The 15,811-nt window shown below is 66.0% G+C and carries 16 protein-coding genes and 1 riboswitch; of the genes, 8 read left to right on the forward strand and 8 right to left on the reverse strand.

Annotated features, from left to right (window positions below; all coding sequences use genetic code 11):
* Positions 1-39: 39 nt before the first annotated feature.
* Entirely contained in the window at positions 40-2,232 is a 2,193-nt protein-coding gene (locus tag A9J21_RS19295; RefSeq protein WP_066738647.1) for an alkaline phosphatase family protein, read from the reverse strand.
* A 368-nt stretch (positions 2,233-2,600) separates the two neighbouring features.
* Here A9J21_RS19295 and A9J21_RS19300 point away from each other — a divergent pair, with 368 nt between their 5' ends.
* The gene (locus A9J21_RS19300) at positions 2,601-3,539 is read left to right on the forward strand and encodes a 2OG-Fe(II) oxygenase (protein WP_231906976.1); all 939 of its coding nucleotides are present in this window, start codon (positions 2,601-2,603) and stop codon (positions 3,537-3,539) included.
* Between the two features lie 32 nt (positions 3,540-3,571).
* Here the strand turns inward: A9J21_RS19300 and A9J21_RS19305 are convergent, their stop codons facing one another.
* Positions 3,572-4,309 carry a CbtA family protein gene (locus A9J21_RS19305; protein ID WP_066738654.1) on the reverse strand — a complete coding sequence of 246 codons (738 nt, stop codon included), beginning with the start codon at positions 4,307-4,309 and terminating at the stop codon, positions 3,572-3,574.
* 12 nt (positions 4,310-4,321) lie between these two features.
* Complete coding sequence (locus tag A9J21_RS19310; protein ID WP_066738656.1) at positions 4,322-4,546, reverse strand: CbtB-domain containing protein; 225 nt, start codon at positions 4,544-4,546, stop codon at positions 4,322-4,324.
* A gap of 34 nt (positions 4,547-4,580) precedes the next feature.
* A riboswitch (cobalamin riboswitch) is annotated at positions 4,581-4,729 on the reverse strand.
* Between the two features lie 49 nt (positions 4,730-4,778).
* On the opposite strand from A9J21_RS19310, the gene A9J21_RS19315 reads away from it, so the two are divergent.
* Positions 4,779-5,342, forward strand: a complete 564-nt coding sequence (locus A9J21_RS19315; RefSeq protein ID WP_066738658.1) for a histidine phosphatase family protein — start codon at positions 4,779-4,781, stop codon at positions 5,340-5,342.
* On the opposite strand, the gene A9J21_RS19320 is transcribed toward A9J21_RS19315, so the two are convergent.
* On the reverse strand, positions 5,336-5,710 hold the full coding sequence (locus A9J21_RS19320; protein ID WP_156546006.1) for a hypothetical protein: 375 nt from the start codon (positions 5,708-5,710) through the stop codon (positions 5,336-5,338). The genes A9J21_RS19315 and A9J21_RS19320 overlap by 7 nt on opposite strands.
* A gap of 277 nt (positions 5,711-5,987) precedes the next feature.
* Between A9J21_RS19320 and A9J21_RS19325 the strand changes: the two genes are divergently transcribed.
* Positions 5,988-6,722, forward strand: a complete 735-nt coding sequence (locus A9J21_RS19325; protein ID WP_066738660.1) for an ABC transporter substrate-binding protein — start codon at positions 5,988-5,990, stop codon at positions 6,720-6,722.
* 127 nt (positions 6,723-6,849) lie between these two features.
* Here the strand turns inward: A9J21_RS19325 and A9J21_RS19330 are convergent, their stop codons facing one another.
* Positions 6,850-7,677 (reverse strand): hypothetical protein, encoded by an 828-nt coding sequence (locus tag A9J21_RS19330; protein WP_066738662.1) that lies wholly within the window; start codon positions 7,675-7,677, stop codon positions 6,850-6,852.
* Positions 7,678-7,743: 66 nt separating this feature from the next.
* Complete coding sequence (locus A9J21_RS19335) at positions 7,744-8,337, reverse strand: tetratricopeptide repeat protein (protein WP_066738664.1); 594 nt, start codon at positions 8,335-8,337, stop codon at positions 7,744-7,746.
* 299 nt (positions 8,338-8,636) lie between these two features.
* Here A9J21_RS19335 and A9J21_RS19340 point away from each other — a divergent pair, with 299 nt between their 5' ends.
* The 4 genes from A9J21_RS19340 to A9J21_RS19355 all read left to right on the forward strand — a co-directional run bounded on the left by A9J21_RS19340 (position 8,637) and on the right by A9J21_RS19355 (position 11,675).
* Positions 8,637-9,164, forward strand: coding sequence for a 2,4'-dihydroxyacetophenone dioxygenase family protein (locus A9J21_RS19340; RefSeq protein ID WP_066738929.1), 528 nt, complete (start codon positions 8,637-8,639; stop codon positions 9,162-9,164).
* Positions 9,161-9,889, forward strand: coding sequence for an SDR family NAD(P)-dependent oxidoreductase (locus A9J21_RS19345; protein WP_066738666.1), 729 nt, complete (start codon positions 9,161-9,163; stop codon positions 9,887-9,889). The genes A9J21_RS19340 and A9J21_RS19345 overlap by 4 nt, the downstream gene beginning before the upstream one ends.
* An 86-nt stretch (positions 9,890-9,975) precedes the next feature.
* On the forward strand, positions 9,976-10,959 hold the full coding sequence (locus A9J21_RS19350; RefSeq protein WP_066738667.1) for a tripartite tricarboxylate transporter substrate binding protein: 984 nt from the start codon (positions 9,976-9,978) through the stop codon (positions 10,957-10,959).
* Entirely contained in the window at positions 10,956-11,675 is a 720-nt protein-coding gene (locus tag A9J21_RS19355; protein ID WP_066738668.1) for an SDR family NAD(P)-dependent oxidoreductase, read from the forward strand. Before A9J21_RS19350 ends, A9J21_RS19355 begins: the two co-directional genes overlap by 4 nt.
* A 151-nt stretch (positions 11,676-11,826) precedes the next feature.
* Here A9J21_RS19355 and A9J21_RS19360 read toward each other — a convergent pair whose 3' ends face one another.
* Positions 11,827-12,645 (reverse strand): IclR family transcriptional regulator, encoded by an 819-nt coding sequence (locus A9J21_RS19360; protein WP_066738669.1) that lies wholly within the window; start codon positions 12,643-12,645, stop codon positions 11,827-11,829.
* 216 nt (positions 12,646-12,861) lie between these two features.
* Here A9J21_RS19360 and A9J21_RS19365 point away from each other — a divergent pair, with 216 nt between their 5' ends.
* Positions 12,862-13,764: a hypothetical protein gene (locus tag A9J21_RS19365; RefSeq protein WP_066738670.1), complete on the forward strand. Its 903-nt coding sequence runs from the start codon at positions 12,862-12,864 to the stop codon at positions 13,762-13,764.
* Positions 13,765-13,889: 125 nt separating this feature from the next.
* On the opposite strand, the gene A9J21_RS19370 is transcribed toward A9J21_RS19365, so the two are convergent.
* A complete protein-coding gene (locus A9J21_RS19370) occupies positions 13,890-15,800 on the reverse strand; it encodes a PD40 domain-containing protein (RefSeq protein ID WP_082926509.1) in 1,911 nt (636 codons plus the stop codon).
* Positions 15,801-15,811 lie beyond the last annotated feature (11 nt).

Here is a 15,811-nt window from a genome sequence, read left to right on the forward strand (position 1 = left end):
CCTGGCCGTGGCCGGTGGCTTGCCCGGGGCTCTGGTGCTTTACGACTTGATCGCCCAGATATTGGTCTGGGTAGCATCCGGGCCCGTGGCGGTGTTGTTGCCGGAGCCCACCGAACCGCTGCCGCTGCCGCCGGCCACGCTGCCGCCCGACTGCAGGTCGCCGGCCTTGACCACGTACTTGTGGTTCATCGGGCGAACCGAGTCGAAGTGCGTATTGGCGCTGCCCGAGTACTCCGCCAGGTTCGCCAGGTTGTCGGCGATGTACTGCTCGGTGTACTTCGAGCGGTTCATGTACGACGTCGGCACAGCGGGGTCTGCCAGGCCGAACATGTCCTGCATCGTGCGCACGAACGAGAAGTGGCTGTAGGCGTCGGAATCGACGATCTGCTTCGGCGCGCCGGGCTGGTTGGTCAGCAGCGCGAAGATGGTCGGGCCGTCGCCCTTGTTGCCGCCGTTGTAGCGCGGAACGGCCGTGGTGATGCCCTCGCCCAGCGGCGCACCGCTGGTGGCGGCACCACCCACATTCCAGCCGCAGCACGACGAACTGCCGAAGAAGCTGCTGCCTTCGTCGAACAGCATCACGATGGCCGAACGGCGGCTGGTGTTCTTCCAGACCGGCGATGCCTGGATCTGGTCCACCAGGTACTTGGCGTACGCATCGCCACGCGCGATATTGGTCGACGAGCAGGTGCCCACGCCGTGGATGTCGTCGCACTGGTCCGGCACGATGTAGTTCAGCGCACCGATATCGCCGCTCTTGAGGTCATCCTCGAACTGGTGCGTGTTCCACGTGATGCTGTTGGCCGCCGCGTAGCTGACGATCGACGCATCCCACTGGCCGCCGCTCACCGTGCGGTTCAGGTTCTTGAAGAAGTCCGGGCGGTTGCGCACGTCGTCGAAGTTGACTGCCGGGTGGTGCTTGGTCTTGTACAGGCCGGCAGGCATCGTCTCCGAGGCGCCCGAGGTGGGGTTCGGACCCGTGATCGACGCATTGGCCACGCCGTCCTTGCGCGGATCCTGGCCCGGGTTCATCGACTCGCTGTACACGCGCGCCGCCATGCCGGCCTTGTAGAGCGCCGTGAACATGTTGCGGCGGCCCTTCAGGTTGTGGACCTTGGTATCGGCATTGCACGCCGTGACCGGCACGTAGACGTCGGTCGGCTGGTTGGCCGTGTCGCCGGCAGGCAGGCAGTTCCATGCGTTGTCGTCGGCCACGCCCCAGTCATCGGCGCTGGCCAGCGAGATGTAGTTCGGCTCGCTGGGGTTGCCGGTCGAGAAGTAGTTGGCCGCCTTGTTGCCTTCCGTGTGCAGGTACTTGTAGAAGTTCGGGTAGGCCGCGTTGTCGATGGTCTGGTTGCTGTGGTTCTCGAAGATCACCACGAACAGGTGGTCGTAGCGCGGAATGCCTTCGGGGTTGAACGCGGCGTCCTGTGCAGCCTTCAGCGAGGTCACCGGGTCGGCAGCGCTGTCGCTGGCGTAGCCGCGATCCAGGATCGTGGTGGCCTGCGTGTAGCGGGCGGCCAGCGTGTTGTCCTCGACCAGCAGCGCCTTGGTGGCGGCCGCGCTGGCCAGCGAACCCGGCAACGCCACCACATCGTCGGCGTTGATGGCGACATCGGCCGTGCCGCCGGTGAAGCTCAGGCGCCCGGCGATGGCGGCCTTGGCATCGGCGAACTTCATCGATTCCGATTCCGTCAGGCGCACCGCCTCGGTGGAAAGCGGGCTGATGACCACGTCCGTACCGGCCGCAGCCTGTTCGGCGGCACTGCGCAGGATCATCTTGCTGGCCACCTTGGTATTGCCAGCCACGGGGTCGACAAACGACGCATCGGTGCCCACCACGGCCACCAGGCTGGCGGCCGGCGTGGCCAGTGTGAAGCGGCCATTGGCGTCGGTACGCGTGGCAGCCTCGCCGGTATCGCACAGGCCATTGCTGTTGGTATCGGCGCAGACCGTGGCGTTGGCATAGGTCACGGGCACGAACGCCTGGTCGACGTTGTCGCCGGTGGTGCTCTTGGCGTAGTCAACGCCGGTGGCCGACGAATTCGCCACGCCGGTCGGGTTCTTGACGGCCGCGCCGGCCACGACGCCGCTCACGGTCTGCGTGGTACCGCCGTTGCCGGTGGTGCCCGTCGCCGTGGTGGTGGTGTCATCGCCGCCGCAGGCGGTCAGCAGCGCAGCAGCCGCCAGCGCGGTAAGCAAGGGGACGTAGGTAGTTTTGTTTGGGTGCATGGTTCTGGCTCGCCGGTAATCGCGCGATGGTTATCAGTGGGACTCGAGTGGGTCTCGAGGAGAGTCTCTTTAGCGCCGCACCAGAGGCTGCCCCGTCGCGATGGTGCTGGCGGGCGCGCCGCCTGCGCAGGAAGGCTCCGGGCCGGCGACAGCGCGAAAGCCATCCCCAACCCTGTGCAGCGGGCCAGATGCTAGAAATTGAATGTGACGATTTCGTGGAATGCTTGACGTATCGAGTTACAGAAGATTTCGACGCGACGAATCCCGATACAAAGCGGACATACAGTTGCCAGGGCCGCTGCCACGGGGCAATACTTGCGGCCGCCCCGTTTTCATCCGTCCTTGCGACTCGTGGAGGAATCCCGCTCATGCACCCCGCCCCGCACTCCGACAACGCACCCCGCCAGATGGCGACGCTCCATTTCTCGCCGGAACTGCGCGACTGGATCGTGGGGGCGCTGAAGCGTGGCGGTACGGCACCGGAGATCGCCGAAGCGCTGGTGTCACGGCAGTTCGATCCGGCCGTGGCCCGTACGCTGGTGGATGCCTTTGCGCGCGTGTTGCACGACGGCGGGCCGTTGCCCGAAGGCCAGATCAGCGTCGAACGGATGCCGATGGCGCCGGCCGTGCCCAGGCTGCCATATGCTTCTGTGCTACGCGGCGGCGATCGTGACGTGCACGTCCTGTCGCGCACGGACAAACCGGTGGTGGCCGTGCTCGAAGGCGTGCTCAGTCATGCGGAATGCGATGCGCTAATGGCGGCGGCACGCCCACGCCTGGCGCCGTCGACCATCGTCGACCCGCGTACCGGCGCGCATGTGGTCAGCGCCGACCGCAGCAGCCAGGGCATGTTCTTCCAGCTGGCCGAGTCCGCGCTGCTGGCAGCCATCGACGCGCGCGTATCGGCGCTGATGCAGTGGCCCACGGAACACGGCGAGGGCCTGCAGGTGCTGCAGTACCGGCCCGGCGCCGAGAGCCGGCCGCATTTTGACTTCCTGATGCCAAACAACGCGGCCAACCAGGCATCGATCGCGCGCAGCGGCCAGCGCGTGAGCACCATGGTGATCTACCTGAACGATGTGGAAGAAGGCGGCGAAACGGTGTTTCCGGAAATTGGCCTGATGGTGGTGCCGCGCAAGGGCAATGCGGTGTACTTCGAGTATTGCGACAGCAACGGGCAGCTCGACGGCAAGACGCTTCACGCCGCAGCCCCGGTTGCGCGAGGCGAAAAATGGGTGGCTACCAAGTGGATGCGACAGCGGCGCTTTGTGTCCGCGGCCGAAGAGGCGCAGATCGCATCGATGTAGGACGCGGGCCAGCCAGCCGCCGGCCCTGCGCGCTATGCGCGACGGCGCGGCGCCATCACCGGTTCGGCCAGATGGGCGAACACAATGCCCAGCGCCGCCCACAGCACCGCCTGGATGCCGAACGCCGCCACGCGATATTGCCACAGCAGCGTGGACGGAAAATGCTCGGGCACCTCGTTGATCTCGGGCAGCAGCGCATGTGCCAGCGCGCCCAGCACCACGAAGATCGCGCCGGCGGCCAGGCCCACGGTCCAGCCGTCCCGGCGCGCGGCCAGTCGCCGCGCCACCACCACCGCCACCACCATGGCCGCCAGCGACACGGCGATCATCGAAAAGAACAGCGCCGTGCGCAGGCCGATGGTCGACGGATCGCCGATGGCCGGCGGATTCGGCGGGTACTTGAAGAACGGCACCAGCACGATCGCGATATAGCCAAGCAGCGCCAGCAGCCCCGAGGTTGCCCGTGGACCCAGCGCCCCCAGGGCGCCCATGCGGCCGTGGACGAACGCGAAGACCAGCGCGAACAATCCGCCCAGCGCGGCGCCGAACACGCCCAGCCCGACAAACAGGCCGACACCCGACTGGGTGTCGCGGCTGACCAGTTCGGGCATCTCGTGCGCATGGCTGCCGCCCATCGCATGGGTGGCCTGTTCCTCGAAGGCGATGGCCGCCTCCACCTGCGGTTCACCCACCACGCGAGCGAACGCAAAGGCCAGCAGGCTGGCCACAAAGCCCGCGATCATGCCGCGGACCAGCAGACTTCTCACCATGAAGGGGCCTTCTCAGTGGCAGGGAAAGCCAAGCAGATGGCGGCCGTCGTGCACGAACTCGTGCACGTACATGGTGTTGAAGATGGCGGCGGCGCCCTCTTCCACACCCACGAAGTAGATCGCCAGAAGCAGCAGCATGCCGCCGAAGATGGCCCAGGGCAGCAGTTCGCGAACAGGGATCGTGACCGGCGCGATGGCCGGCGCAAGGGTGGCGCTTGCAGTAGCGCTTGCGTGCATGAGGATTCTCCTTGAGGATGACGCGTCCCGTGATGGATCGTTGTGCCCGAGGAGAAGGTCTGACTTGCCAGCGCCGCCCGCGATATCACGCAGGCAGGCCGGAATACAGTGGCGCGACCGTGCCGGAATCTCACCGGCTTCCTCTCGTCGGAGTGCGTGCATTCTAGTCGAGGGACTACCAATCCACCTAATCGTCATCGCCCAGTTGCCACCCAGCCCGCTGCCAGACGTCATGCCCCGCCGCCTCACCCTGCTCTGTGTACCCGCCACGGCCGCCCTGCGTGCCGGGCGCTTTCCTGCCGACGACGGGCTCGATGCAGACAATCTCGTCCAGCTGGCCGGGTGGGCCGGCAAACCCGGCCGGCCAGACCGCGTGCTGTGCAGCCCGATGGCGTGCGCGCGCGACACGGCGCGGGCGCTGGGCCTGCCTGTCACGGTGGAAGATGCGCTGCGGGAAGTGGACTACGGACGCTGGCGCGGGCGGTCGCTCAAGGAAATCGGCGCCGCCGAGCCCGACGCACTGGCCGCATGGCTGTCCGATCCGGAGATGAATGCACACGGTGGCGAGTCGCTGGCAGCAGTCATCGACCGTGCCGGCCTGTGGCTGTCGCGCTGCGAGCCCGGCCATACGCTGGCCGTGACCCATGCCAGCGTGATCCGCGCCATCGTCGTGCATGCGCTGGGGGCGGGGGCACAGGCTGGAATGCGGCTCGATGTCGCGCCGCTGACGCTCACCACGCTGTCAGGCCATGACGCCGCGTGGCGCGTGACGTCGGTGGCCGCCCAGCCTTACTGAGTCGGACAGTTCGTCGCCCCGCCCTGGTCGGTATTGCGGAAGGTCACCACCAGGCGGCTGTCCTTTGCCATCATCAGCGTGTTGCCGTAGGTCACGGTCGGCATGAACGCGATATCGGGGGCCACGGCCACCGGCGGCTGCCGTTCGGCATCGACGGTGAGCACCAGTTCGACGGTATAGGTGTCGACGGCAGCGCCCTGCGGCGACTGCGCAAACTTCTGGCGGAACGCGCACATGTCGCGCGTAATGGTGTCGAGCGCCGCCTGCACGGATACCGACTTGCCGGGCGGGATGGGCGCGGTATTGCACCCCGCCAGCAGCACGGAAGCCAGACTCGCCAGGACAGTGAAGCGCAAGGGCCGGATCATCGATATCTCCCGCACGGCGGGCGCCGTTGATGCGATGCACTCTACTGCCCACCCGTGCGGCACTCCAATTGGCCCGAAGGCCAACCCTGATTGCCTTTTACGCGACACATCGCCGTCTCGAAGGCGTTTTTTATGCTCTATAAAGCACTTATCACGACATCAGTCTTTGCAACATGCCGGGTACGCCACAGGCACGCCTACCCGTCATCGTGCGACTGCTGCTGGAAAAGATGGCGCGAAACATGGAGGATGCTGAACGTAACAACCAAGGAACGACATGACTGCTGACAAGGCCATTCTCGATGCCTTCGCCCCGACCGGCGTGCTGCGCGCATCGATCAACCTGGGTAACCCGGTGCTGGCGCATCGCAAGGACGGCGGCGGTGCCGGCGGCGTCTCCGTGGAACTGGCGACGGCGCTGGCCGGACGGCTTGGCGTGAAGCTGGAACTGGTGGTGGTGGAGACGGCAGGCAAGTCGGTGGATGTGGTCTCGAACGAGGAAGCGGACATCGGCTTCTTCGCCATCGATCCCAAGCGCGGCGCCACCATTGCGTTCACGGCGCCGTATGTGCTGATCGAGGGCTACTACATGGTGCGCGACGATTCGCCGGTGCGCGCCAATGCCGATGTCGACCGTGCTGGTACGCGCGTGGTGGTTGGCAAGGGCAGCGCCTATGACCTCTACCTGACGCGCGAACTGCAGCACGCCGAGATCGTGCGCGCGCCGTCGTCGCAGACCGTGGTGAAGACGTTCCTGGAAGAACAACGCGACGTGGCCGCCGGCGTGAAGCAGCAACTGGAGGCCGACACGGCCGGCATGAGCGGGCTGCGCCTGCTGGGCGAGCGCTTCATGGTGATCCGTCAGGCGATGGGCGTGCATAAATCGCGCGGCGAGGCTGCGGCGGCTTATCTGGCGAAATTCGTCGAGGAGATGAAGGCATCGGGCCAGGTGGCCGCTGCCTTGCAGAAGCACAACATCCAGGGCGCCAACGTGGCACCGGCCGAAGGCTGAAACGGCCGCGGGGGGCGGGGAGAAACAGAAGGAACGGGATGCCAGGGCCTGGCCCTGGCAGATCCCCCACCCCCGGGTCCCCGTGTTGCTGCAAACGGGACCCGGTGCGGGAGATTGTCCGGCAGGATTACGAGCCGACCTTCAGCTGGCCGCCGCGACCCAGGCCGCCCTTGACTTCCTGCGCCTTGTAGTTGCGCAGCGACACCACCATGTTGTTGTAGGCGTCCATGAATGCCGCCACGGTGGCCTTGCCTTCAGGCGTACGCGAGAAGCCACCCAGGCCGCCGGCTGCACCACCGCCGAACGCGCCCAGTGCCGCGCCGAAGTTCGTCGCCGTGGCATTGCCTTCCGAGATCGACAGTTGCACGCCCGAGCGGATGTCGAACATGGTCAGCGTCACGACCGAAGCCTTGCTCGCCATGGCACCGCCAACCAGCGCGCCAACGCTGCCGAACAGGCTGCCCACGCCGGCGGCGAGTTGGCCCGTGGGGTCGTTGTCGATGATGATGGCCGGTTCCATATAGTAGTCGGCGGCCACGCGCTGGCCCTTCTGCTGCTTCGAACCGGCGCGGAATTCGCCCGAGTTGCGCTGCTTGTCGGTGATGTTCGACAGCTTGCTTTCCGTGCGGTTGTTGCCCACGGAGGTGATTACGAAACAGTTCGACTGCTGCACGGCCAGGCGGATCAGCGGCTCGATGGTCGTGATCTTCGTGGTGGCGCCAAAGCTTGCATACCATTCCTTGCCACGGCCATCGTCAACGGCCAGCGTGCCCAGCGGCGTATCGCAACGCTCCAGCGTCGGGTTGGCGTTCACGCTGGTTGCGCCGCCTGCTGCGCCGGTGGCAGCCGTAGGCGCCGTGCCGGTGCTGATCGAGCCACCACCCATGTTGGCACAGCCGGCCAGCACCAGTGACGCGGCCAGTGCAGCCGCGCGCAGAGAGTTCTTCTTGGACATGAATTCGCGTTCCTGTTGACGGAAGTGAAAGGAAAAGTCAGGGAGGGAAGAAATGGCGCCCGGCGCTTAGCGCTGGTACCAGCCGGAGGGGCCCCAGACCCAGTAATACGGATAGCCGCTGTACCACGCGTACCACGACGTGCGATAGGCCTCGCGCACGCGGTACAGGGCCTGTTCATCCTTCTTGGCGGCCTGGGCCTGCGGAATCAGCGCCGCGGCTTCCTTGTTGCCCTTGGCGGCAGCACGGGTCAGCCATGCCTCGGCTTCGGCCGGGTCCGAGCCCATTTCCTCGAAGCCCATCAGATAGAGGCGGCCCAGCGCCAGTTGCGCCTGCACATGGCCGTTGTCGCCAGCCTTGCGCATCCATTCCAGCGCCTGGTAGGTGTTGCGCTCGACGCCGTCGCCGCGCAGCAGGCGCAGGCCCAGGTCATAGGCCGCATTCGGATTGCCCTCTGCCTTTTCCGCCAGCGCCTGCATGCGGCGATCGGATTCGGTGGGACCCGCCGGGGTAAAGGTCGCGACGCGCCGGTCCTGCTCCGAGCAGGCATTGCCATTGCACAGCCGCACCGTCGGCGACCGCGACAGCTGCGATTCCGGCGCCTGGGCGCAGGCAGCCAGGCCTAGAACTGCCGTAAATACCAAAGGAACAAAAACGCGCATGAAACGACCACCCCGAAGTTTTGTTTAGTTTTTATTCGTTTTGCTACAACAGCACATTGTAAGCAAACGTTTAGATTGTAACCATAGTACATGTAGCGATTGCAATACTTTGTACCGTTCGCCCGCCTGCCACCCGCCCGGGCGTTCCCAATACGCAACAGTAATCATTCGCTTTTGCATGCCCTCTGACGGCTCTGAAATAGGGAAACTCCCACTTTCAGGTGGCTTTGTGCGACGACTACGATGGTCCTGAACGTCCATATCGTAGTCAACATGTCCATACCATGGACAACAAGCCAATGCCCCTCGACAAGACCGACGCCGAACCGCTCACCCCCTACCAGTACCCCAATCCGCCCGATGCGCTGCCCGAAATCGTGGTGCCGCACGCGATTCCGACCGACGAGCGGCTGTGGGTGCCGCAGGCGCCCAGCGTCTGGTTCCGCCCGCTGTGCCTGAACCGCAGCCAGGGCTACTGGATGAACCTGCTGCGCGTGCGCAAATCGGGCGTGCTGAGCCGGCACCGTCATCCGCAGGCCGTGCATGGCTTTGTGCTCAAGGGCCGCTGGCGCTATCTCGAACACGACTGGGAGGCCACCGAGGGCAGCTATGTGTTCGAGCCGCCAGGCGAAACCCATACGCTGTACGTGCCGCCCGATGTCGAGGAAATGATCACGTACTTCCAGGTCAACGGCGTCATGTACTACACCGACCCGTATGGCAAGGGCATGGGCTACGAAGACGTCTTCACCAAGATCGACATGTGCCGCAAGCATTTCGAGGAGGTGGGCCTGGGGGCGGACTTCGTGAACCAGTTCATCCGATGAGCACCGCCCGTTACGACTTCCAGGGCACCGTGGCCGTGGTCACGGGCGGCGCGGCCGGCATCGGTGCGGCGATTGCCGCGCGCCTGCGGGCCGACGGTGCCACCGTGGTGGTGTGGGATCTGGCGCCTGGTGACGCCGAAGTGTCGGACTTTCATCGCGTCGATGTCACCAACCCGGCGACGCTGCGCGCAGCCACGGCTGCCACGCTGGGCCGGTTCGGCCGCATCGGCTGCCTGGTCAACAACGCCGGCTATGCGGGCCCGACGATGCCGCTCGATGCCTACGACGCGGCCATCTGGCAACGGATCATCGACGTCAACCTGACAGGGGTATTCCACGCCTGCCAGGCCGTGGTGCCAGCCATGCGCGCGGCGGCCGCGGGCCGCATCGTCAATATCGCGTCGCTGGCCGGCAAGGAAGGCACGCCCAATGCATCGGCCTACAGCGCCGCCAAGGCGGGCGTGCTGAGCCTGACCAAGTCGCTGGGCAAGGAACTGGCGACCGCCGGCATCCTGGTGAATGCGGTCGCCCCCGCCGCCGTCCGCACGCGCTTGCTGGAGCAGATGTCGCCGGCTCATGTCCAGACCATGATCGACAAGAGTCCGATGCAACGCCTGGGCGAGCCCGAGGAAGTCGCCGAGATGGTGGCGTGGCTCTGCTCCGCGTCATGCACGTTCAACACCGGCGCTGTCTTCGATCTTTCCGGAGGCCGCGCCACCTGCTGACCCTTCCGCCGTACCCCCGCCGTACCCCCGCCGCACTCTGCCGCACGCGAGCCACTGCACCAATAACGATATTTGGAGACAAGCCCATGAACATCGCCAAGACCGGGGCATTCCGCCTCGGATGCGCCCTGACGCTGCTGACCTCGCTGGCGTGCGTTGCCACTGCGCCAGCCCATGCCCAGTCCGGCTATCCGAGCCACAGCATCGAACTGGTGGTGCCCTTCCAGGCCGGCGGCGGCACCGATGCGCTGGCGCGGGCGTTTGCCGAATCGTCGCGCAAGCACCTGCCGCAGAGCGTGGTGGTTACCAACAAGCCTGGCGCCAGCGGGGCCATCGGCTGGGCCGATGTTGCCAACGCCAAACCCGATGGTTACAAGCTGTCGCTGATCACGGCAGACCTGGCGATCGTGCCGCACCTGGGCCTGACCAAGCTGACCTACGAGAACTTCACGCCGATCGCGCGCTTCAACGCCGACCCGTCGGCCATCACCGTGCGCAGCGATTCGCCGTACACCACGATCGAACAGTTCCTGGACGCGGCCCGCAAGAACCCGGGTGGCATGCGCGTGGGCAACGCCGGCAATGGGTCGATCTGGCACCTGGCGGCAGCCGCGCTCGAAGACAAGACCAGCACCAGGTTCAACCACATCCCGTTCCAGGGCGGCAACCCGGCTGTGCTGGCGCTGCTGGGCGGCCATATCGATGCCGTGGCGGTGAGCCCGGCCGAGGTGTCCGCCTATGTGACCGCCGGCAAGCTCAAGACGCTGGCCGTGATGGCCGACGCGCGCGTCAAGGGCTTCGAGTCGGTGCCGACACTCAAGGAGCGCAAGATCGACCTGTCGATCGGCACATGGCGCGGCATCGCGGCGCCCGCCAATACCCCGCCCGAAGTCGTCAAGGTGCTGCGCGCGGCGGCGGCAGCCACGGCCAGGGAGCCCGCGCTGCGTGAAACGCTCGACAAGCAGAACCTGGGCTACGCCTATGCCGACCAGGACGAGTTCAAGGCGGCCATCGCCCAAGACGACGCGTATTTCAAATCGCTGATCGCCAAGTTCGGAATGCGCCAATGACCTTTGACTCCCGACTCTTCGAAGGCCGGCGCGCGCTGGTCACCGGCGCGACGCAGGGGATTGGCGCGGGCGTGGCCAACCGGCTGGCCGAACTGGGCGCGCGGGTCACCGCCAGCGGCATCGATCGTGGCGACGGCTCGCTGGCCGCCGGCATCGACGTGAAAATCGCCGACGTCAGCAAGGAAGGCGACGTGGCCGACCTGGTGGGCAGCTTCGATGCGCTCGATATCGTCGTGAACTGCGCAGGCATTATCCGGCGCGGGGCAGAACACGATCCGGATGTCTTTGCGCAGGTACTGGCCGTGAACCTGACCGGCACCATGCGCATCTGCAGCGCCGCCCGGCCACTGCTGGCGCAACGGCGCGGCACCATCGTCAATACAGCATCGATGCTGAGCTTTTTCGGTGGAGCGCTGGTGCCGGGCTACGCGGCCAGCAAGGGTGGCGTGGCGCAGCTGACCAAGTCGCTGGCGCTGGCCTATGCGCAGGAGGGCATCCGCGTCAATGCGGTGGCGCCGGGCTGGATCGCCACCCCGCTGACCCAGGCACTGCAGGACGACCCGGCCCGCGCCGAACCAATCCTCTCGCGCACGCCGCTGGGCCGCTGGGGCACCCCGCGCGATGTCGCCGACGTGGTGGCCTTCCTGTGCTCGCCCGCCGCCGCATTCATGACCGGGGTGATCCTGCCGGTGGATGGAGGATATCTGGTGGCCTGAAGCCGCGATGGGCTTTACCGTTGTTCCACGCAATGCAGGAGGGGGCGGGGAGAAGGCAGTGCATTCGAACTCGCGATCGTCGCGGGTTGAGCCCTACCCTCCCCCCCCCGGCCCCTCGCCCGCATGCGTGAGAGGGGCGCCACCCGTCCGCTCACATATTCCGCGCGGCGGCCAGTGCCGGCGCCTCGGCCACACGGCGCGAGATTTCGCGGCAGGCTTCGATCAGTGGCTTGACATAGGCCGCGTCGGGATCGGGCTTCTGGCGGAAGCGCAGCGTGCTGACGCTGACCGCCGCCACCGGCTGCCCCTGCGGATCGACCACGGGCGCGCCGAAGCAATAGATGCCCGCCTCGTTCTCCTCGGCATCGACCGACCATCCCTGCAGCCGGAACTGCTCCACCTGCGCCCTCAGCGCGTCGGGCGTCATGATCGTATCGGGCATATAGCGCGCAAAGGTCAGCCGGGCGATCAGCGCATCGCGTGCAGCGGGCTGCAGCGCGCTCAGGTAGGCCTTGCCGACCGCCGTCGAGTGCATCGATACCGATGTGCCGATGCGCGACGCCATGCGTACCGCGCTGGTGCTCTCCAGCTTCTCGATATAGATCATCGTGGTGTCGTTCGGCACGGCCAGATGCACGGTCTCGCCGGTCAGGTCGCGGAGCGCCTTGAGCGCGTCCATGGCGGCCAGGCGCAGGTCCGAGCGCGACCAGCTGCGGCTCGCAAGCTGCATGAGCCGCGTGCCCAGCGCCAGCACGCCGGTCGCCGGATGCTCCTGCAGCATCCCCTCCGCCACCAGTGCCGCCACGATGCGGTAGACCGTGGGACGCGGATAGCCCGACACCCGCGCCAGCCCGGCCACCGTCATCGGTTCGTCGGCGTCGGCCACGAGCTGCAGGACTTCCATGAACTTCGAGAAGGCGGCGGTGCCGGCCACCTTGGCAGAGGTCGCGGACGGTGTCGAAGCGGGCATGTTCGGATCAAAGTGGCACTCGGTCACGCATTATCGCCCACACGTTCCACTGTTGCGCGAAAAGTGCCAGCGAATCTGCGTTTTGTGTAGAGGCACGCGCGCGCACCTTCCCTACCATGCGATGGCACACCGGCATCGCGCCGCGTGTGCCGGCCAGTACAAGAGTCGATCACGACCCTGGCCGTCGATACCCATACCAGTCCAACGGACGGAGACATGACACCCACCATCAGAACGGCGCACAGCGCCGCGCTTGGCCTTGCCCTGGCCTGCTGCCTTGCTACGCCCGGCCACGCCGAGGATATTCCCGCACCCGCCCCGAACGCACCGCCACCCGGATACGTCCAGCCGGTCAACTGGAACGATACCTACCTTGGCTACCGCTGGGCACCAAATTCGTACTTTCCGGGCAGCGACCACAAGGTCGTGCAGAACATCGGCTTCCTGAACACCGTGGGCGGCTTCAAGTACGGCAGCTACTTCTTCAACGTCGAATACCTGGTCTCGGACAAGAACAACCCCGAGGCCAACGGCACCGGCGGCGCGCAGGAAATCTACAGCGTCGGCCGTGTCGCGTGGAGCGCCAGCAAGATCCTGGGCCGCCCGCTGGACTACGGCGTGATCCACGATGCCGGCCTGGTCACCGGTTTCGACTTCAGCGCCAAGAACGATGCATTCGGCAACCGGGCGCGGATGTTCATCCTGGGCCCGTCCATCGACTTCGCCGTGCCGCGCGGCTTCTGGAACGTGATGCTGGGCCTGCGCACCGAATCGAACCACAACGGCATCTCGCACACCGACGTCACCTACTCCACGGCCTTCCACGCCGAAAGCACCTGGAACGTGCCATTCCACGTGGCATCGGCGCCGCTGGTCTTCAAGGGCTTCGTCAGCCTGACCGGCCCCAAGGGCAAGGACGGCTTCCATACCGAGACCAAGACCGAACTGCTGATGCGCACATCGCTGCTGCTCGACGTCGGCGCCCTGGCCGGCCATCCGCGCGTGGTCTACATGGGACCCGGCTACGAGTACTGGCACAACATGTTCGGCACGCCGTCGAGCGAGGCGCCGGGCACCCTGCGGTCGCAGGTGATGCTGGTGACGGAGGTGCATTTCTGAGGGCCTTCCGTTCCCCTACGGCAGCGCCCGCTTCGGCGGGCGTTTTTTTATGGGCGACGCGCGCCGCAATAAAAAAACGCCGTGCAAGCACGGCGCCCAAAGCACTATCGCTACATCGACAGGATTCAATGACTGGGGACGAACAGCGGCATGGCCTCTTCCCAGACCGTATCGGTCAGCGGCTTCTTGCCCGATCCATCGGCGTTCATCAGCCAGTTCTGGCCGTCCGGCTGGAACGTGAAGTCGTAGAGCGCCACTTCGTCGCGGTAGCCGTAGATGCCCGAGTTGTAGAGGATGCGGCCGTCCCAGGTCCAGACCGCGTGGCCGTCGTTGGCGCCGTGCGTGGTCAGGCGGGTCAGCTGGGTACCGTCGGGACGGATCGTGAACACGTCATAGTTGTACCGGTTCGGGTTCGACGGGTCCACCTGCTTGCGCGTGAAGACGATCCTGCTGCCATCCGGCGACCAGCCGGGCGTGTTGTCGGGCTCGGTGGTCAGCGTGGTGATGGCGCGCGTGTTCACGTCGATGATGCGCAAGCCCACTTCGGCGGGGCTCCAGACACGGTAGACCAGCTTCGAGCCGTCCGGCGAATAGCTCGGGAAGCCCGAATTGATGGTGCCGTCGGTCAGGAATTCCGGCACGCCGTTCATGCTGCCGTCGGTCTTGATGCGGGCGATGCGGCCCGGGCCTGCGGCGCGCGTCAGGAACCACTGGCCCACCCCGAACGCCACCCACTTGCGGTCGGGCGACCAGGTGGGCTGGAAGGCGCCCGCCAGCCCCTTGGCGATCAGCGCCGGATCCACACCGCTGGTGACGGGGTCATAGATGCGCGTATAGCCCGTGAAATCCGGGTTGATCGTGGCGATGGAGCCATTGATCGCCTTTTCCGTGTAGACCAGCTTCTGGCGGTCGCGCGACAACTGCGGGAACACGTCGGTGTACTTGTAGTCCCAGTTGCGGTCGAAGCTGTACAGCGCCGTGCCGTTGGTCCGCGCCGGCTGGAATGCCACCTTCTCGTAGACCATGCGCAGGCCATCGGCGGAATAGTGCGGCGACCGCAGGCCGCTGCCGGCTGTTGAACGGAATGCCCCGGCCGTGGTGTAGATGCCTTCCGTCGCCCCGCCCTTCACGTGCCAGGCAATCGTGCCGCCGTCCAGGTACTGCGGGAACACCTTGTAACCCGGCCCCGAGGTCAGCGTCGTCTTCTCCAGCGTCAGGACGTTCACCGCCACCACCTGCGAACTGACCGCGTTGATCAGCTCCGGACGGTGCGCGCCCCAGGTGGCTTCCTGCGTCGACTCGTAGAACACCAGGCTCGCGCCGTCGGGCGACCAGGTGGGGGATCCATCCGCATAGCCAGGGTTGCTGGCAACTTTCCTGAAGCCGGAGCCATCGGGCCGGATCACGTAGATCGCGCTTTCCTGCGTACGCTCCCAGCCGTTGGGCAGGTCGTGGCCGCGCCAGTCGGTGCCCACGTCGGACGAGAATGCCAGCCACTGGCCGTCCGGCGACCACGACGGCCGGAAGTAACCATGCGGCTTGCTGGGGTCGAACGGCAGCGATCCGGTGACGTTCTTCAACGCGCCGGTGGCGATATTCAGCGTCCAGATATTTGCCGTGGCCCAGCCGTCGGCGCCCTTGCGCGACGACACGAAGGCAATCACATTCGCGTCGGTGGGCGAGAACACCGCCTGGTCATCCACGGCGATATGGTCGGTCAACCGCTGCAGGTGCGTGCCATCGATCTTGACGCGGAACAGGTTTGACTGGCCCAGGCCGTCACGTTCCGATGTGAAGACCACCCACTGCCCGTCCTTCGAAAACGAGGCGTGATAGTCGAAGCCCGTGGTGCCCAGCAGCTTGTGCTCGCCCGTGCCATCGGCGTTCGATACATAGAGTTCGGAACTGACCGGACCGATGCGGTTCAGCAGCAGCTCGCCCCTGGTTGCGGAGCCGGCCTGTGCCGGCGTGGTCGGCAGTGCGGTCATTGCCGCCGCCACCGCGATGGCGGTCAGGATGTTATGTGTTGTTTTCATCGTGTTGTCTC

This window comes from Cupriavidus sp. D384, from assembly GCF_001652915.1.
In the GTDB taxonomy this organism is placed as follows: Bacteria; Pseudomonadota; Gammaproteobacteria; order Burkholderiales; family Burkholderiaceae; genus Cupriavidus.